At 69.7% G+C, this 17,827-nt stretch carries 17 protein-coding genes; 9 read left to right on the top strand and 8 right to left on the bottom strand.

Annotation, left to right across the window (positions count from 1 at the left end; all coding sequences use genetic code 11):
* On the bottom strand, positions 1-1,011 hold a 1,011-nt coding region (gene recF / locus Q8Q77_RS12845), incomplete at its 3' end, for a DNA replication/repair protein RecF (protein WP_305583974.1).
* 187 nt (positions 1,012-1,198) lie between these two features.
* Here recF and Q8Q77_RS12840 point away from each other — a divergent pair.
* Positions 1,199-2,668, top strand: a complete 1,470-nt coding sequence (locus tag Q8Q77_RS12840) for an energy transducer TonB (protein WP_305583973.1) — start codon at positions 1,199-1,201, stop codon at positions 2,666-2,668.
* Here the strand turns inward: Q8Q77_RS12840 and Q8Q77_RS12835 are convergent.
* The 5 genes from Q8Q77_RS12835 to hrcA form a co-directional block, all read right to left on the bottom strand.
* Positions 2,665-4,596, bottom strand: coding sequence for a prolyl oligopeptidase family serine peptidase (locus Q8Q77_RS12835; RefSeq protein ID WP_305583972.1), 1,932 nt, complete (start codon positions 4,594-4,596; stop codon positions 2,665-2,667). The two genes, Q8Q77_RS12840 and Q8Q77_RS12835, sit on opposite strands and share 4 nt — an antisense overlap.
* A gap of 61 nt (positions 4,597-4,657) precedes the next feature.
* Positions 4,658-5,776, bottom strand: a complete 1,119-nt coding sequence (dnaN, locus tag Q8Q77_RS12830) for a DNA polymerase III subunit beta (protein WP_305583971.1) — start codon at positions 5,774-5,776, stop codon at positions 4,658-4,660.
* Positions 5,777-5,945: 169 nt separating this feature from the next.
* The gene (locus tag Q8Q77_RS12825) at positions 5,946-6,884 is read right to left on the bottom strand and encodes a retroviral-like aspartic protease family protein (RefSeq protein WP_305583969.1); all 939 of its coding nucleotides are present in this window, start codon (positions 6,882-6,884) and stop codon (positions 5,946-5,948) included.
* A 137-nt stretch (positions 6,885-7,021) separates the two neighbouring features.
* The gene (gene grpE / locus Q8Q77_RS12820; protein WP_305583968.1) at positions 7,022-7,639 is read right to left on the bottom strand and encodes a nucleotide exchange factor GrpE; all 618 of its coding nucleotides are present in this window, start codon (positions 7,637-7,639) and stop codon (positions 7,022-7,024) included.
* Positions 7,640-7,649: 10 nt separating this feature from the next.
* A complete protein-coding gene (hrcA, locus tag Q8Q77_RS12815; protein ID WP_305583978.1) occupies positions 7,650-8,720 on the bottom strand; it encodes a heat-inducible transcriptional repressor HrcA in 1,071 nt (356 codons plus the stop codon).
* Positions 8,721-8,815: 95 nt separating this feature from the next.
* Here hrcA and rph point away from each other — a divergent pair, with 95 nt between their 5' ends.
* Positions 8,816-9,532 (top strand): ribonuclease PH, encoded by a 717-nt coding sequence (rph, locus tag Q8Q77_RS12810; RefSeq protein WP_305583967.1) that lies wholly within the window; start codon positions 8,816-8,818, stop codon positions 9,530-9,532.
* A gap of 428 nt (positions 9,533-9,960) precedes the next feature.
* On the opposite strand, the gene Q8Q77_RS12805 is transcribed toward rph, so the two are convergent.
* A complete protein-coding gene (locus tag Q8Q77_RS12805) occupies positions 9,961-10,200 on the bottom strand; it encodes a helix-turn-helix transcriptional regulator (RefSeq protein WP_305583966.1) in 240 nt (79 codons plus the stop codon).
* A 1-nt stretch (position 10,201) separates the two neighbouring features.
* Positions 10,202-10,732 (bottom strand): DUF2975 domain-containing protein, encoded by a 531-nt coding sequence (locus Q8Q77_RS12800; RefSeq protein WP_305583965.1) that lies wholly within the window; start codon positions 10,730-10,732, stop codon positions 10,202-10,204.
* 365 nt (positions 10,733-11,097) lie between these two features.
* Here Q8Q77_RS12800 and Q8Q77_RS12795 point away from each other — a divergent pair, with 365 nt between their 5' ends.
* From Q8Q77_RS12795 to Q8Q77_RS12765, 7 genes are all read left to right on the top strand, one after another.
* Positions 11,098-11,697, top strand: coding sequence for a non-canonical purine NTP pyrophosphatase (locus Q8Q77_RS12795; RefSeq protein WP_305583964.1), 600 nt, complete (start codon positions 11,098-11,100; stop codon positions 11,695-11,697).
* A complete protein-coding gene (gene hemW, locus Q8Q77_RS12790) occupies positions 11,694-12,860 on the top strand; it encodes a radical SAM family heme chaperone HemW (protein WP_305583963.1) in 1,167 nt (388 codons plus the stop codon). Before Q8Q77_RS12795 ends, hemW begins: the two co-directional genes overlap by 4 nt.
* 68 nt (positions 12,861-12,928) lie before the next feature.
* Positions 12,929-13,804: a 16S rRNA (cytidine(1402)-2'-O)-methyltransferase gene (rsmI, locus tag Q8Q77_RS12785; RefSeq protein WP_305583962.1), complete on the top strand. Its 876-nt coding sequence runs from the start codon at positions 12,929-12,931 to the stop codon at positions 13,802-13,804.
* Positions 13,805-13,809: 5 nt separating this feature from the next.
* The gene (locus Q8Q77_RS12780) at positions 13,810-14,205 is read left to right on the top strand and encodes a YraN family protein (protein ID WP_305583977.1); all 396 of its coding nucleotides are present in this window, start codon (positions 13,810-13,812) and stop codon (positions 14,203-14,205) included.
* 36 nt (positions 14,206-14,241) lie between these two features.
* Positions 14,242-15,057 (top strand): SirB1 family protein, encoded by an 816-nt coding sequence (locus Q8Q77_RS12775; RefSeq protein ID WP_305583961.1) that lies wholly within the window; start codon positions 14,242-14,244, stop codon positions 15,055-15,057.
* Positions 15,058-15,137: 80 nt separating this feature from the next.
* Complete coding sequence (gene gshB / locus Q8Q77_RS12770) at positions 15,138-16,085, top strand: glutathione synthase (RefSeq protein WP_305583960.1); 948 nt, start codon at positions 15,138-15,140, stop codon at positions 16,083-16,085.
* A 224-nt stretch (positions 16,086-16,309) separates the two neighbouring features.
* Positions 16,310-17,824, top strand: a complete 1,515-nt coding sequence (locus Q8Q77_RS12765; RefSeq protein WP_305583959.1) for a YifB family Mg chelatase-like AAA ATPase — start codon at positions 16,310-16,312, stop codon at positions 17,822-17,824.
* The last annotated feature ends 3 nt before the right edge of the window (positions 17,825-17,827 follow it).

Genomic DNA, 17,827 nt, shown 5'->3' with positions numbered 1-17,827 from the left:
GTCGAACAGCGCGGCCCGCCTGCGGCGGTCCAGATGCGCTGCGACCTCATCCAGCAACAATATAGGGTTTGGCGCCGATTCTGCACGCGAAAGACGCGCCGCCTGGGCCAAAACAAGGTTCAAAATCAGGGCTTTCTGCTCGCCGGTCGAGCATTCCGCCGCCGGACGGTCCTTTTCGGCGTGCACCACCAGCAGATCGCCCCGATGGGGGCCGGTCAGCGCCCGCCCGGCGGCGGCGTCGCGGTCGCGCGCCGACGCCAGCGACCGGGCCAGCCGAGCCTCGATCTCGGCGAACTCGACCCCCTCGCCGGCCATCCGCTCCCAGTCGCCGGTGAGCGTCAGCTTCGCCTGCGGGAAGGGCCGGTCGCCGCGGCCGTCGATCTCCGCCTGCAGCGCGGCCAGGGTGCGGGCGCGGGCCTCGGCCATCAGGGCTCCGGCCTCGGCGAGCCGGGCCTCCAGGGCCGAGAGCCAGGCGGGGTCAGCCGGCCCATCAGTGAGCAGCCGCATGCGCTCGCGCTGGGATTTCTCGTAGGCCGAGACATGGGCCGCATGGCTGGGTTCGCCGGCGAACACCAGGCGGTCCAGGAACCGCCGGCGGTCGCCCGCGCCCTCGAGGAACAGCCGGTCCTGAGCCGGGGTCAGCCAGACCTGGCGCTGCAGGTCGGCCAGCCGTCCCGGCGGCACGGCCTCGCCCTCCAGCCGCACGGTGCGCCGCGCCGCGCCAGGGGTCTCAACCCCCGTGCCGACGCGGGTCTCCTCGCCGGCCTCGACGATGACGGCGGCCACCGCCCAGGCCCGACCCTGGGTCTCGCCCGGCTGGCGGCGGCCAAGCTCAGCGATGGCCGCGCCACGCAGCCCCCGGCCGGCGGTGAACAGGCTGATGGCCTCCAGTAGGTTGGTCTTGCCCGCCCCGTTGGGCCCCACCAGGAACACCGGCCGCCCGTCGAGGGCGAGCTCGGCCCGCGCATAGGAGCGGAAGTCTGTCAGGGTCAGGTGGCTGAAGGCGGTCACCGGCGGGTCATAGCGGGTTTCGCGCGCCCGCGCGAAGGGGGCGGGGCTTGAGCCCCGGCCAAGCTAGGCTAGGGTGCGCCCTGGGGTTGCGGGGGTCGGCATGACGAGAGTTTGGGCGGGTCGCGCGATTTGCGTGGCAGCGGTGCTTCTGGCTGGGGCGGCCCAGGCCCAACCGCGGCCGACCATTGTGACCAACCCCGACTGGCTGGTTCGCCCGACGCCGGAGGTGTTGCAGCAGGTCTACCCCCATCTCGCTCAGGAACTGGGACTCGCCGGCCGTGCGACGGTTTCGTGCTTGGTCGACACCACGGGACACCTGCGTCATTGCCTGGTCGTCGACCAGTTTCCGGCGGGCTTGGGATTTGGCGCTGCGGCCCTGAAGGCGACCGAGACCTTCCGAATGACGCCGAAGACTGTGGATAGCCAGCCCGTGGATAGCGGAACGGTGCGCATCCCACTGCGGTTCAAACTTCCAGATAAGGCCAGTTCAGTGCTGCCCGTGCAGGGCAAGCCGAAATCCGCCGTCGTCGCCGCTCTGACACCGAAATTGAGAGCGGCGGTCCTAGCGAAGCTGACCGCCGACTATGCGGGGACAGCGCTCGCGCTAGAAATCACCCCGCAAACCGATGTCGACATCGAGACCCGAGTCGCGGCGCGGAAGGCCCTGCTCTCGGCCATCGGGAAGATCGCGCCATCCTGGTCGCAAGCAGTCGCTGAGCACTACGCATCCCTTGCGACAGACGAGCAGATGGAGGCGACGATCGCCTTCCGATCATCGCCTGAGGGCATTGCCCTGGATGGTGGAGCAGAGGGCCTTCGCCAGGAGTTTGCCGCCGTCTTCCAGGCGCATTTCAGAAACGTCGCGGTCGCCGCCCGCACCGCCTTCTGTGTGAATGAACGTTGCCGGATCGGGATCCCCCAGCCCGTATCGGGCGTCGGCATACAATCGCCGGAATGGCTGGAGTCGCCGGACGAAGCTGCACGGATAGCGGCTCGGCCTCCATTGGCCCAAGCCTTCAATATCGCGGGCTGGGCGAACTTGAACTGCATTGTGAGTCAGGCCGCTGCGCCTTCCTTCTGCACATCGGTCGCCGAGTCGCCCGCGGGCTTCGGATTTGGCCGTGCCGCGAACCACTTGAGCAACAGCTACAGGCTGCACCCGAACTTGATGTCGGCCGGCGCCCAGGGCGAGACTATCTCAGTGCTGGTCGAGTTCCCCGCCGCGAGCCAGGAGCTGACCGCTCCAAAGAGCTCACCACCGGACCCCGCGCGCCTGGCGCTCGCCCGCCAGTTCATCGCGCGAGAGCGCATCGTTGAGAATATCACCGCCAGTGTGGCGGCTCTCGACGGGGAGATTGGGGGGATGATGGCCGACGCGGCCGATCAGGCCGCGGCCTCGGGCGCCTTGCGAGGCGCGTTCATTCGAGAATTGCCGCATCTGGCGGAGGCATTGGCAGCCGCCCAAGCGAGGCTCTTCACCGAGGCCCAGTTGAAGCTCGCCCTGGCGCATGGCGCGGATCCATCGGTCCACTTCACGGACGGGCTCTACGCCGAGGTGGACGAGATACACGCTCACTATTCTGGCTTGGTCGATGCGGAGGCCCGCCGGCTCTTCTGCGCTGACCGTCAGTGCTATCCGCCGGCCACCAAGCCCTAGGACCCGGCCCCGAACACCTTCCGCAGGAACAGCGTCTCGGCCTCCCGCAACGCGTCGCGGTTCTGTTTCTTGCGGAAGCCGTGGCCTTCGTCCTTGGCCATCATCCACCAGACGTCGCCGCCGTTGGCGCGGACCTTGGCGACCATCTGCTCGCCCTCGGTCCAGGGCACGCGCGGATCGTTGAAGCCGGCGATGACGAACAGCGGCTTGGTCATCCTGGCCGTCAGGTTGAGCGGCGAGATGCGGTCGAACTCGGCCTTCATCTTCGGGTCCCGCTCGTCGCCGTACTCCACCCGGCGCAGATCGCGACGGTAGCCCTCGGTATTGGTCAGGAAGGTGGTGAAGTCGCTGATGCCCACCGTGTCGATGGCCCCCGCCAGACGGTCGTTATAGGCCGCCAGCGCCGCCAGGGTCATGAAGCCGCCATAGGAGCCGCCCGAGACCACCACCCGGCTCTTGTCCAGGTCCGGCTGGGTGGCGATCCAGTCCAGCAGGGCGCCGATATCCTTCACCGAGTCCTGGCGCAGCATGGCGTTGTCGAGCGCCAGATAGGTCTTCCCGTAGCCGGTCGAGCCGCGGACATTGGGCGAGATCACCGCCGCCCCCAGGGCGTTCACCCAGTACTGGTAGGTGCTGGAGAAGCCAGGCCGCGACTGGCCTTCCGGCCCGCCGTGGATGTCGATGATCACTGGCGTCGGCGCCTTCGCGGCCCTCACCCGGTAGATCCAGGCCGGGATCTGGCGCTGGTCGAAGCTCGGGAAGCGGACCAGGGCCGGCTCGACCATGTCGCCGGACTTCAGGCCCCCCATCTCACTGTGGGTCCAGCGGGTCAGCTTCGCGTCCTCCAGGTCCCAGGTCCAGACGTCGGCGGGCGAGGTCGCCGCGTTCAGCCCGATGGCCAGCCGCGCGCCGTCGGGCGAGAACTTCAGGTCGGCCAGCACGCCCACCGGCAGGTCCGGCTGGGGCAGGGCGCGGCGGGTGATCCGGTCGGCCACCACCACCTTGGAGCGGCCGTCCTGGTTGATGGAATAGGCCAACAGGCGGCCATCGTCGGACAGGTCGAAGGTCTCGATGTCCCAGGCCCCGCCGTCGGCCACCACGGACTTCCTGCCGCTCGCCAGGTCGTATTCCACCAGGCGGGCGACCTCCGAGCCCTCGTTCGACAGCATCAGCACCCGGGCGCCGTCGGGTGTGAACTCCCCGCCGGAATAGGCGACGAGCGTCTTGGACCGGTTGATCTCGCGGCTCTGACCGGTGGCCAGGTCCAGCACGAAGGCCTTGCCCGACTGGGCCGAGATCACCCTTCGATAGAGCATGGCGCGGCCATCGGCCGAGAAGGTCACGGGGCCGACGGCCCCGGTCCCCTGCAAGGCCACTCGTCGGGTTTCCGCCTCGCCGGTGCGCATCAGCATGATATCGTAGTCGCCCTTGCCGGGAGTCACCCGGCTCCAGGCGAGCTGGGCGCCGTCCGGCGAATAGACGAAGCCCGTGTTGCGGGTCTTGGGCTCGGTGACCTGGGCCTCGCCGCCTTCCACCGCCGAGGCGTAGCCCTGGTAGTATTCGTCGCCGCCGGAATCGCGGGCGAAGACGAAGGCGCCGGGAACCACCGGTCGCGCCGTGGCCGACATCACCGGCTCGTCGAAGAAGGTGAGTTGGGTGCGGTCGCCGCCGGGCGCCTTCACGTGGTGGATCTGCGGGGTCTGGCCGAAGCGGGTGGCGATCAGCATGGACCCGTCGGCCAGCCAGTCCAGGAAGGCGGCGGAGCGGGCGTTCTGGTAGCGACGAAGCTGTTCGCGGACGGCCGGCGGCGTCTCGGGCACGTTCTCGGTGACCAGGGCGCCGACCTCGCGCTTGACCACCGGCGCCTGGGCCAGGGCCGGCGACCCGAGCGCCAAGGCCACGGCGGCGCCGATCAGAATCCTAAGCATCGCCGCCTCCCAAGGACACTGTTGCCCGTGAGCCTACAGCAGCGACGTACTACGTCGAGGCTTAGACCCGCAGGGGCATCAGCACGTACTGGACGTCGGCGTCGGTGGGATCGAGCACCAGGGCTGGGTCGTTGGGGCCGCCGAACCGGAACTCAGCCTGTTCGGCGCCGATCTGGTCGGTGACGTCCAGCAGGTAGCGGGCGTTGAAGCTGAGCTCGAAGGCCTCGCCGTCATAGTCGACCTCGATCTCCTCGACGGCCTGGCCGGCCTCCATGTTGCGCACCGTCAGGATCACCTTGCCGGGCTCGATGGCCATGCGCACCGAGCGGCTCTTCTCGGCCGAGATGGTGGCGACGCGGTCCACCGCCTGGGCGAACAGCTTGTTGTCGACCATCATCACCCGGTTGTTGTCCTTGGGGATCACCCGGCTGTAGTCGGGGAAGTTGCCGTCGATGACCTTTGAGGTCAGCGCCGCGCCGCCGAAATCCAGCCGCACCTTCTGGGCGCTGAGCTGCAGGTCGACGCTCTCGCCGGCGTCCTCGAGCAGGCGGCGAGCCTCGGCGATGGTCTTGCGCGGCACGATGACGCCGGGCGTCCCGGCCGATCCCTCGGGCGCGGCCATCTCGGCCAGGGCCAGGCGGTGGCCGTCGGTGGCCACGGCGCGCAGCTTCTGCACCCCGTTCTCCACCACCGTGTGCAGGTAGAGGCCGTTCAGATAGTAGCGCGTCTCCTCCGTCGAGATCGCGAACCGGGTCTTGTCGATCAGCCGGATCAGGTCGCCCACGTCCACGGGCACCCGCGAGGAGAGGCCGTCCGAGGACATCACCGGGAAGTCGCCGGCCGGCAGCACCGGCAGGTTGAAGCGCGAACGCCCCGCCGAGACGGTCAGGCGCGGATCCTCGCCGGTGAAGGACAGGGAGACGTCGGCGCCTTCCGGCAGCTTGCGGACGATCTCGTAGAGGGTGTGGGCGGGCGCGGTGATCTGTCCGGGCTGGTCCACCTGGGCGAAGGCCTCGTCGATGATCTCCAGGTCGAGATCGGTCGCCGAGAAGGTCAGCCGGTCGCGCTCTGCCGACAGCAGCACATTGGACAGGATCGGGATGGTGTTGCGGCGCTCCACGGCGCTCTGCACATGCCCCAGCGCCTTGATCAGCGCCGCCCGTTCGATCGTAAGCTTCATGATGTGGTCCGGACCTCCAAGCGCCGGTGCGAGGGAGTCGCCGGCGCCCCCCGACAGGAAGGGACCTGGGACTTTAATCATTTAGAACGCGCGGGGAAGAGGGGCCCGGCGCCTGCGGCGTCCGGCCTGGGGAAATTGCGTCGTCGATCGTGTCGGCGGGGCCTTCGCCCTACGCCTTGGCCTCGTCGGCGAGGTCGAAGCGGACGGCGGAGCGGCCGAAATCGAGCGACACCGTGGTGAACTGGGCCAGCAGGTCGATGCCCAGCATGATGGTCGGGCTGTCGTGCAGGTCCCACAACTTGAACACCGGCAGGTCCGAGAACACCACCGGCACATTGCCCAGGGTCAGGCCGCCCAGGCGGATGAAGGGCAGGTTGAGCTGCTCGCCGGTGAAGCGCTCGCCGGCGATCGACAGCATGCCCACCGTCTGAACCCGCGAGCGCGCCGTCGGATCGGCCCGCTCGATGATCCGGCGCAGGGCGCTGTTGCCCAGCGAGAACTGCGAGCCCGAATCGATCATGGCGCTGATCTTGCGGCCGCTGAGGTCGGCGTCGACGATGGTGAGCTGGCCCGACTTGCGCCGCGCCGGCACCACGACCTTGCCCTCGGCGCTGTCCTCGCGCTTGGAGCGGGTGATCTCCAGGGTCTTGCCGGCGAAGCCCAGCACCAGCCGCTGGCCCTTCAGCCAGTCGATGCCCAGCACCCCGTCGATGCCGAAGCCGGCCATGGGCAGGATCGGCGCCTCGATGTTGCGCCGGGTGCGAGAGCCGATATCCAACCGGTCCACCAGGACGCTGGCCCGGTCCTTCGGCCCGACGATGGTGTGGACCCGCAGGGTCTTGCCGCGCGGCAGCTCCAGGGTCTCGGCCAGGCGCTGCGACACGCAGGAGGTGTTGGCCCCGGTGTCGACCATGAACCGGAACGGCCCCTTGCCGTTGATCATCACCGGCGCGGTGACGTGTTCGAACACGTCGCCCGTGAGGGCGACCTGGGTCGGCGGGTGATCGGCGTCGGCGGCTTCGGGAAGAATGGGGGGCGCGGCGTCCTGGCCGAACGCCCAACCCGGCGTGGTCAGCAGGGCCCCGCCGGCGGCGGCGCTCCACCCCATGATCGCCCGGCGAGTCCGTGACACTGACTGCACGTTTCCGACCCCTTATTTTCTAAGTCGAGCTTACGCCCGCGCGGGGGGTCGGTCAAATAATCGAACGGCGGTTTCCCTTGAAACTCAAAGGGGTAACTCAGGCGTTACGCCCGTGTGTCGACCGCGCCGCCGGAGTCATCCCCGTCGTTGGCCGCGTAGGGGTTGGCGGGAGCCGAGGCCTCGCCGCCAGGGGCCTGGGCGCCGGAGCCCTTGGCCGCCACCACCACCATGGCGGGGCGGATCAGCCGGCCCAGCAGCTCGTAGCCGGCCTGCAGGGTGGAGATCACCCCGCCCGCGGCCACGTCGGGGGAGGACTGCTCCGTCACCGCCTGGTGCTGGTGCGGATCGAACTTCGCCCCGGCGGTCGGCTCGATGCGCTTGAGGCCATTGGCCTCGAAGGCGGTCTGCAGGGCCTTCTCGGTCATCTCGACCCCGACCACGAAATTGTTCACCGCCGGATCGCCGCTGACCGGCGGGGCGGCCAGCGCGCGGCTCAGGGTGTCGGCGACGGTCAGCAGGTCGCGGGCGAATTTCTGGATGGCGTAGGCGCGCGCGTCATTGGCCTCGCGCTCGGCGCGGCGCTTGGCGTTCTCCGCGTCGGCGGCGACGCGCAGGACCTGGTCTTTCAGCGCCTGGTTCTCGGCGCGCAGGGCCACCAGTTCGTCGGCGGCCGCATCGGCCAGTTCGTTCAGCTCTTCGGCCGGCGTTTGATCGTCGGACATCTAGATTCCTTTACCCGTTCGCGACCTGGGAGAGCACGCGGGCGGTATAGTCCACCAGCGGGATCACCCGGGCATAGTTGAGGCGCGCGGGCCCGATCACCCCGATCGCGCCCAACACCTTTTGTCGGCCCGTCATATAGGGCGCGGCGATCACGGCGGAACCCGAAAGCGAAAACAGGCGGGTTTCGGCGCCGATAAAGATGCGCACGCCCTGGGCTTCCTTCACGTCGTCGAGCAAACCGATCATCTGCTCCTTTTGTTCAAGATCGTCGAACAGCATCCGGACCCGCTCCAGGTCGTCCAGGGTCTCGCGGTCGTGCAGCAGGTTGGCGCGGCCGCGCACGATCAGCGACCGCTCCGAGCCCTCGCCGCCGCCCCATCCGGCCAGGCCTTCCTCGACCAGCCGGGCGGCGACCTCGTTCAATTGGGTGCGGGCGTTGTCGAGCTCATCGCGAACCTCGACCTTGGCCTCGCTGAGGGTGCGGCCCCTCAGCCGGGCGTTCATGAAGTTGGAGGCCTCCTGCAGGGCGCTGGGGGTCACGCCCGCGGCCAGCTTCATCAGCCGGTTCTCCACCACCCCGTCCTCGAACACCATGACAGCCAGGGCCTGGTCGGCCGACAGGGAGACGAACTCCACATGCTTTACGCCGGCGTCGCGCACCGGGCTCACGACCACGCCCGCGCCGCCCGCCAGTCCCGAAAGGATGGCGGTGGCCTCGTTCAGCGCCTCCTCGAAGTTCATGCCCTTGGCCGTCAGCCGCGCCTCGATGGAGCGGCGATCGTCCTCGGCCACGTCGCCCACCTCCAGCAGGCCGTCGACGAACAGCCGCAGCCCGGCATGGGTGGGCGCGCGGCCGGCGCTCACATGAGGCGCGCCCAGCAGGCCCAGCTGGGTCAAGTCCTGCATGGTGTTGCGGATCGAGGCGGGCGAGAGATGGACCCCGCCCTTGGACAGGGTGCGCGACCCTACCGGCTCGCCGCTCTCCAGATAGCTCTCCACCACGCGGCGGAAGATGTCGCGGGCGCGCGCGTCCAGTTCGGCGAGCGAAGGCCCGGGGGAAAGCAGGGGGCTGGTCACGATAGGCGGCGGTGCTCGGTCAGAGCCATGGACGGAACCTCTGCGATCTAGGATAAGCCCGCCGGCGCAAGACGCCAGCACCATCGCCAAGGTTTCCCATGCGCCCCTCCGACCGCACCGCCGATCTGCTCCGCCCCGTGACCCTGGAGGTCGGCGTCAACCGCTATGCGGAGGGCTCGTGCCTGGCCTCGTTCGGCCACACCAAGGTGCTGATCACCGCCAGCGTCGAGGACCGGGTGCCGGGCTTCATGCGCGGCCGCGGCCAGGGCTGGGTCACCGCCGAGTACGGCATGCTGCCGCGGGCGACCCACACCCGGGGCCGCCGCGAGGCCTCGGAAGGCAAGCAATCGGGCCGCACCCAGGAGATCCAGCGGCTGATCGGCCGCTCGATGCGCGCCATCGTCGATCCCGTGGCGCTGGGCGAGCGCCAGATCTCCATCGACTGCGACGTGATCCAGGCCGACGGCGGCACGCGCACCGCGGCGATCACCGGCGCCTGGGTGGCCCTGCGGGTGGCGACCAAATACCTGATGGAGGAAGGCCTGATCACCAAGGACCCGATCCTGGACCAGGTGGCGGCGATCTCGTGCGGGATCTTCAAGGGCGTCCCGGTGCTGGACCTGGAATACGAAGAGGACTCCAACGCCGAGGCCGACGCCAACTTCGTGCTGACCGGCACGGGCGATATCGTTGAGGTCCAGGCCACCGGCGAGAAGCGCGGCTTCTCCCAGGGCGAGTTCGAGGCGCTGTTTTCCCTCGCGCGCAAGGGGATCGGCGAACTCTGCGAGCTGCAGAGGATCGCCACGGGCGGCTGAAGCCGCCCTCCTTCCCAGATGCTCCCCTTCTGGGGGAGCTGTCAGCGAAGCTGACTGAGGGGGACTTTGACTCTTGCCGTGGGCTTCAGCCCCCTCCGACACGTCGCCGAAGAGGGCGACGCGCCACCTCCCCCTAATCGCGCTGCGCGCTGGGGGAGGATCTATTCGCGTCAGATCTAGAAGCCGCCCAGCATGTAGCGGAAAGCGCCGGCCGGCATGCGGGCGAGTTCGCGGGCGAACGGGCCCATCAGCTTGACGATGAAGTTCTCGATGGCTTGAGCCATGATCCAGCTCCTTGTGCAGTGCAGCAAATGTTGCAGTGCATATATGGGCGGATTCCTAGGTTATCAACGGTTAGGTCGGCATTTTTGACGGGTGCGCTGCAAATTCGGTGCGAGCCATGCCGCATTGCGGCGTGGACGCCACAGTCAGGCTTCTTCGTCGTCGCCTGGGCCGTCGTCGGGGCCGGGCTCGTAGTGGATCAGCTCGCCCGGCTGACAGTCGAGCTCGCGGCAAAGGGCCGCCAGGGTGGAGAACCGCACCGCGCGGGCCTTGCCGGTCTTGAGGATCGACAGGTTGGCGATGGTCACGCCCACCCGGTCGGCGAGCTCGGTGAGCGACATGCGCCGCTCCAGCAGCACGCGGTCGAGATTTACCCGGATCGGCATCTTAGATCGTCAGCTCCGCTTCGCGCCGCAGGCGCGCGCCCTCGCGGAACACCTCCGCCAGGACGAAGATCACCAGGACCGAGAACCAGGCGGTCAAGCTGAAATTGGGCTCCACCTCGTTGACCCCCGGCAGCAGCCAGGCGCCCACGCCCCAGACCGCGTAGCGCAGCAGCTCAAGCCCGGCCAGGATCACGCCGATCACCCGCAGGCGGCGTACATTGTCGGGGTGGAAAGGGTCGCCGGCGGTCAGCGTCATGAAGATCTTCCGCAGCCGTTCGACGATGAACAGCACGCCGGTCATGTAGAGCGCCGCCGCGAACAGTCCGCCCACCATCACCGGCCCGAGATTGGCGATCTCCGAGGCGCCGGCGCGGATGGATATGCTGTCGATCAGGGCCGGATTGAAGCTGAGCAGCATGGCCAGCAACATCAGGACGCCCACCAAGATAACCCCGGCCCAGAGAGCGAAGAACACCACGTCCAGGATGGTCTTCAGGAAGCTCGACACCGAGCCGGGTCCCAAGGCGCGCATCGCGGCCCTCCGTGAAAGCGAAGCGGCTAGACTAGGCGATCAGCCGCTGCGCCACCACGGCCACGGTCGGAACCGCCGCCATCAACACCACCGCGGTCATCAGGACCCGGTCCATCGCAGACATAATCGAAGAGAACATTTTGTAGCTCCTGTTTCATTGTGCGACGCAACATTTGTCGCGTCCCTCTAAGCAGCAGGAATAGGACCACATCGCTTTTCGATCAAGAAAATTATCGATTATCGATATTAAACATTCGCAATCTTATGAACTTTTTGCAATGCAGCGAAAGACGCGCTGCGGGGGAGATGGCGGCCGGCGGCGGGCTCGCCTATGGTTCCCGGCCATCCCGGTCCGGAGTCCGCCCATGGCCCTCAAGCTCGAACCCGGCGCCAAGCTGGTGGTCGCCACCCATAATCCCGGCAAGGCGCGCGAACTGGCCGCCATCCTCGATAACCGATTCGAGCTGGTCACCGCCGGCAGCCTCCTCCTGACCGAGCCCGACGAGACCGAGACCACCTTCGCCGGCAACGCGCTGCTGAAGGCCCGCGCCGCCGCCGAGGCCAGCGGCCTGATCGCGCTGGCCGACGATTCGGGCCTGTCGGTCAGCGCCCTGGACGGCCAGCCCGGCATCTTCTCCGCCCGCTGGGGCGGCCCGACCAAGGATTTCGCCGGCGCCATGCGCAAGGTCGAGGAGCGGTTGGAAGAGACCGGAAGCGACGACCGGTCGGCCTGGTTCACCTGCGCGCTCGCCGTCGCCTGGCCGGGCGGGCCGGCGGTGGTGGTCGAGGGCCGGGTGGACGGGACCCTGGTGTTCCCCGGCCGCGGAGACCGCGGCCACGGCTACGACCCGATCTTCCAGGCGCTGGGCCACGACGTGACCTATGGCGAGCTCGATCCCGCCGTGAAGGACGCCGACAGCCATCGGGCCCGGGCCTTCGCCATGCTCAAGGCCGCCCTGATTTGAACCCCGCCCCGCCGCTGGGTGTCCCCCCTCTTGGCGTCTATGTCCATTGGCCCTATTGCGCGCGCATCTGCCCCTATTGCGACTTCAACGTCCTTCGCGCGCGGGGCCGCGAGCTGGAGCAGGCGGCCCTGGCCAAGGCCATCGCAGCCGACCTTTCCGCCCAGCGCGAGCTGACCGGGCCGCGCGAGCTGGTCTCCATCTTCCTGGGCGGCGGCACGCCCTCGCTGATGGACCCGGCCTGGGCCGGCGAGATCGTCGCCCTGGCCAAGCGGCTCTGGTCGCCAGTCCCCGACCTCGAGGTCACCCTGGAGGCCAACCCCACCGACGCCGAGGCCGACCGCTTCGCGGGCTTCGCCGAGGCCGGGGTGAACCGCCTGTCGCTCGGCCTGCAGTCCCTGCACGACGATGCGCTCAAGCTGCTCGGCCGCAATCATGACGCGGCCCAGGCCCGCCGCGCCGCCGAGGTCGCCGCCAGGGTCTTCCCGCGCCTGTCGCTGGACCTGATCTACGCCCGGCCCGGCCAGACGCCCCAGGCCTGGGCTCAGGAGCTGCGCGCCGCCATCGGCCTCGGCGCCGAGCACATCTCGCCCTACCAGCTCACCATCGAGGCCGGCACCGCCTTCGACCGGGCGGTGAAGCGCGGGATCCTGGTCCCCCCTGACGAGGACACGGCCGCCGATCTGTTCGAGACCACCCAGGAGGTTCTGGAGGCCGCGGGGTTCGAGGCCTATGAGGTCTCCAACCATGCGCGCGGATCGGCCGCCCGCTCCCGTCACAACCTCGTCTACTGGACCGGCGCCGACTATGTGGGCGCGGGCCCCGGCGCCCACGGACGCCTGACCCTGGACGGCCGGCGCACCGCCACCTACGCCCAGGCCAGGCCCGCCGACTACATCGCCGCCGTGGCGGAGGCCGGGACCGGCTTCGCCACCCGCGAGACCCTCGACCCGCGCCAGACCGCCGAGGAACGGTTGCTTTCCGGCCTTCGGATCGGGCCTGGCCTCGCCTTCGCCGAGGTCGCGGCCCTGGGTCTCGCGCCCGATCACCCCGAGGTGGCCGCCCTGGTCTCCGCCGGCCTGATCGCCGACGATCCCCTGCGCCTGCGCGCCACGAAGTCCGGCCGGCTGATCCTCGACCACCTCACCGGCCGACTGGCGAGCTAGAAGCCTCGGAACTGGGTGACCTGGCGAACCGCCTTGCCATCCTCGCCCTGAGCAGCGAAGCCTTGCCCATGTCGCGCCATCCCCCGCCCCCGCAACTCTCCGACGCCCCGCTGGCGCCCGGCCTCTATGTGGTGGCCACCCCCATCGGCAACCTGCGCGACATCACCCTGCGGGCGCTGGACGTGCTGTCGGCCGCCGACCTGGTCCTGGCCGAGGACACCCGGGTGGCGGGAAAGCTGCTCCACGCCTTCGGCCTCTCCAAGAAACTCGAGCGCTATGACGAGCACGCCGCCGAGCGGGCCGGGCCCAAGGCCCTGGCCGTCCTGGCCGACGGCGGCAGGGTGGCCCTGGTGTCGGACGCCGGCACGCCCCTGGTCTCCGATCCCGGCTTCCTGCTGGTGCGCGAGGCCATCGCCCAGGGCTCGGCCGTCTATCCCATCCCCGGCGCCTCGGCCCTGCTGGCCGGGCTCTCGATCGCGGGCCTGCCCACCGACCGCTTCCTGTTCGCGGGGTTTCCCCCGCCCAAGAGCGCGGCGCGGCGCACCTTCTTCGAGGAGCTGGCCGGGATCCGCGCCACCCTGGTGTTCTTCGAGGGCGGCTCGCGGGTCGCCGCCAGCCTCGCCGACATGGCCGCCGTATTCGGGCCGCGCGAGGCCGTCGTGGCCCGCGAACTGACCAAGCTCTACGAGACCGTCACGCGCGGTCCCTTGCCCGAACTGGCCGCCGATCCGCGCATGGTCGCGCCCAAGGGCGAGTTCGTGCTGATGGTCGGGCCGGGCCGCGAGACCGCCGCCACCGCCGCCGACGCCGACACCGCCCTCCTCGACGCCCTGACCCGCCTGCGCCCAGCCGAGGCCGCCTCCGAGGTCGCCAAGGCCCTGGGCCTGCCCCGCCGCGACCTCTACCGCCGGGCGATGGATTTGAAGTCGGGAACGCCCGAGTGAACCCCATCCGCCAGGCCCCCATTCGCCAAGCCCCCATTCGCCAAGCCAGGGGCGCGGCCGCGCGCCTGGCCGGACGCCGGGCCGAGGTCTGGGCGGCGGCCTGGCTGATGCTGAAGGGCTACCGCATCCTGGGCTTCCGCCTGCGCACGCCGCAGGGGGAGATCGACCTGCTGGCCCAGCGCGGCCAGGTGCTGGCGGTGGTCGAGGTCAAGCAGCGCACCACCCTGGAAGGCGCCCTGGAGGCGGTCACCCAGGACCAGCGCGACCGGCTGCGCCGGGCCGGTCATATGTTGGCTTCACGACGGCCCAGCTTGCAAAACCTCGCGGTTCGGCTCGATCTGATCGCCCTCGCGCCCGGCAAGCTTCCGATTCATAGTCGGGACGCTTGGAACGGCGCCTAGTGTTTGATTCGATCCGCTTGGATCACCAACGGACCCATGACCCGAGAAGACGCTGAGACCCTGCTGCGCGAGGCCGGCCGCGCCGGTGACGGCGACTTCCCGCTGCTGGAGGCCGCCATCGCCTGCGCCGTGCATGAGGATCCGGCTCGAGATCCCGACATGGCTCGCGACCTGGCCCGCAACGGCGTCGAGCGTCTGACCGAACGCCTGGCCCGCGAGAGCCCGGAGGAGGCCCTGGCCGAGGCCATGGCCGGCGACCTGCGGCTGGGCGGCGACCTCTTCACCTACGAGCACCCCGACAACGCCGACATCGTCGCCGTGGCCGAGCGCCGCAAGGGCCTGCCGGTGGCCCTGGGGGTCTTCTACCTGCACGTGGCCCGCAAGTGCGGCCTGAACGTCCAGGGCGTGGACTTCCCCGGCCACTTCCTGCTGCGCATCGAGACGCTGGAGGGGCCGCTGGCCATGGACCCGTTCAGCGAGGGCCGGGTGGTGCTGCCCTCGGAACTGACGCGGCGCGCCCTGCATGCGGGCCTGACCCCCAACGTGGCCGACCGCCTGGACCGGCTGATGGCGCCGGCCAGCGACCGCGCGGTGCTGATCCGCCTGCAGAACAACATCTTCGCCCGGGCCGGGAACGTCGGCGACTTTCCCCGCGCCGAGCGCGCCGCCCTGCGTCGGGCCCTGCTCGACCCCGCCGATCATCGCCCCTGGTTGGACGTGGCCACCGCCCGCGAGGGCCAGGGCGCCCTGGCCGGCGCCATGGAGGCGCTGACCCACGCCGGGACCCTGGATGGCGGCGCGGCGCTGGCCGCCCGCGCCCAGCGCGAGCGCGTGCGCCTGCGGCTGAACTGACAGCGCCTTCAGCGATCCTCGCTGGCGCTCGCCGCCCCGCCCGCCTATCTGAAACACCTTCGCCGTAAGGAACCGAGCCCATGTCGTTGAAGGTCGCCGTCCAGATGGACCCCCTCGAGACCGTCAAGATCGAGGGCGACACGACCTTCCTGATGCTGCTCAACGCCCAGGAACGCGGCCACGAGCTGTTCGTCTACACGCCCGATCGGCTGGCCATGGAGGACGGCGTCGTCACCGCCCGCGGCCGACCCGCCACCGTCAAGAACGTCAAGGGCGACCACTACGCCTTCGGCCCTTGGGAAGTCCGCGAACTCGCCGCCTTCGACGTGGTCCTGCTGCGCCAGGATCCGCCGTTCGACATGAGCTACATCACCTCGACCCACTTCCTGGACAAGGTTCACCCCAAGACCCTGGTGGTGAACAACCCGGCCGAGGTGCGCAACGCGCCTGAGAAGCTGTTCGTCACCGATTTCCCGGGCGTCCAGCCTCCGACCCTGATCACCTCCGATGTCGAGGCGATTTACGACTTCCGCGCCCGGCACGGGGACATCGTGCTGAAGCCGCTCTACGGCCTGGGCGGTTCGGGCGTGGCGCGGCTGCTGGCCGACGACCCCAACCTGGACGCGATGCTGGACCTGCACCGCGCGATCGGGCGCGAGCCGGTGATCGCCCAGAAGTTCCTGCCGGCGGTGTCCAAGGGCGACAAGCGCATCCTGCTGGTGGACGGCGAGGCGGTGGGCGGCATCAACCGCGTGCCCAAGGCCGGCCAGATCCGTTCCAACCTCGCGGTCGGCGGCGTCGCCGAGGCGGTGGAGCTGTCGGCGCGCGACAAGGAATTGTGCGCCATCATCGGTCCTGAGCTGAAGCGGCGCGGCCTGATGTTCGTCGGCATCGACGTGATCGGCGACTACATGACCGAGATCAACGTCACCTCTCCCACCGGCGCCCAGGCGCTGAAGAAGTTCACCGGCATCGACGCCACCGTGGTGATGTGGGACAGGATTGAAGCGCTCCGCGCCATGGCTTAGCTTCGTGCGCGAAGAGACACGCACAAGTCGCGGAAACGTCTCACTTTCCCTTTAAGTTCTAGTTTTGTTCTTGATCCGAGCCGCGCGGCGTGCTGAGCTTGTGGATAAAGTTCAAGGCTTTCAAGAGCGTGACAGCCGAAAGTGGAAGCCGGTTTTCGGCGCCCGTCACGCTCTGAATCTATGAGGACCGACGCCGATCTTGATCGGCGTCTTGGGGGGTTGGGATGGCGTCGCGGGTGGTCACGGTGGCGTTCCAAGGCGTCGAGGCGCGGCGCGTGGACGTCGAGGTCCAGCTTACCGGCGGCGAACAGAAGTTCATGGTCGTCGGCCTGGGCGACAAGGCGGTCGCCGAAAGCCGCGAGCGGGTGCGTGCGGCCTTCGCCGGACTGGGGCTGGCCATGCCCTCGCGGCGCATCATCGCAAACCTCGCCCCCGCCGACGTGCCCAAGGAAGGCAGCCACTACGACCTGCCCATCGCGCTCGCGGTCATGGGCGCCATGGGCATCCTGCCGCCCGACGCGCTGACCGAGTGGGCGGCCATGGGCGAGCTCTCCCTGGACGGCCGGATCGTGGCGGTGGCCGGAGCCCTGCCCGCCGCCGTGGCGGCCGGGGCGATGGGGCTCGGCCTCATCTGCCCGGAAGCCTCCGGGCCCGAGGCCGCCTGGGCGGGCGAAACGCGCATCCTGGCCGCGCCCTCGCTGATCGCGGTGGTCAATCATTTCCGCGGAACCCAGATTCTGTCGCCGCCCAAGCCCGGCCCGATGCTGGACGGCGAGCGGGTCCCCGACCTGCGCGACGTCAAGGGCCAGGAGAACGCCAAGCGCGCCCTGGAGATCGCCGCGGCCGGCGGTCACAACCTGCTGTTCACCGGGCCGCCGGGCTCGGGCAAGTCGATGATGGCCGCCCGCCTGCCGGGCCTGCTGCCGCCCCTGTCGCCGACCGAGCTGCTGGAGACCTCCATGGTCCATTCGGTGGCGGGCCTCATCGCCAAGGGCGCCCTGACCCGGACCCGGCCGTTCCGCACGCCGCACCACTCGGCCAGCATGGCCGCGCTCACCGGCGGCGGCCTGCGGGTGAAGCCCGGCGAGGTGTCCCTGGCCCACAACGGCGTGCTGTTCCTCGACGAACTCCCTGAGTTCTCCGCCCAGGCCCTGGACAGTCTGCGCCAGCCCCTTGAGACCGGCGAGGTGAGCGTGGCCCGCGCCAACGCCCACGTGCGCTATCCCGCCCGCTTCCAGCTGGTCGCGGCCCAGAACCCTTGCAAGTGCGGCATGGGCGGGGCCGGACGGGGACCCTGCGGCCGTGCGCCGCGCTGCCAGACCGACTACCAGATGAAGGTCTCGGGCCCGTTCATGGACCGCATCGACCTGCAGATCGACGTGCCGCCGGTCAGCGCCGCCGATCTCGCCCTGCCCGCGCCGGCCGAGGGGACGGCGGAGGCCGCCGCCCGCGTCGCCGCCGCCCGGGCCATCCAGGCGCAGCGGGCCGGGGACGAGGGTTCGCCGCTCAACGCCCGGGCCGAGGGCGACTTCCTGGAGAAGATCGCCGACCTCGATCCGCCGGCCCGCGCCCTGCTGGCCAAGGCCGCAGAGGCCGGCGGCCTGACCGCGCGGGGCTGGAGCCGCACCCTGCGCCTGGCCCGCACCATCGCCGACCTGGAAGGCGCCGGCGGGGTGCGCCGCGTCCATGTGGCCGAGGCGCTGATCTACCGGCGGATGACCACGCCAGCCATGGCGTGACCC

This window comes from Phenylobacterium sp. (assembly GCF_030698145.1).
Classification (GTDB): Bacteria; Pseudomonadota; Alphaproteobacteria; order Caulobacterales; family Caulobacteraceae; genus Phenylobacterium.
The sequence above is the reverse complement of the archived record's forward strand: the minus strand, read 5'-3'. Positions and strand labels throughout refer to the sequence as shown.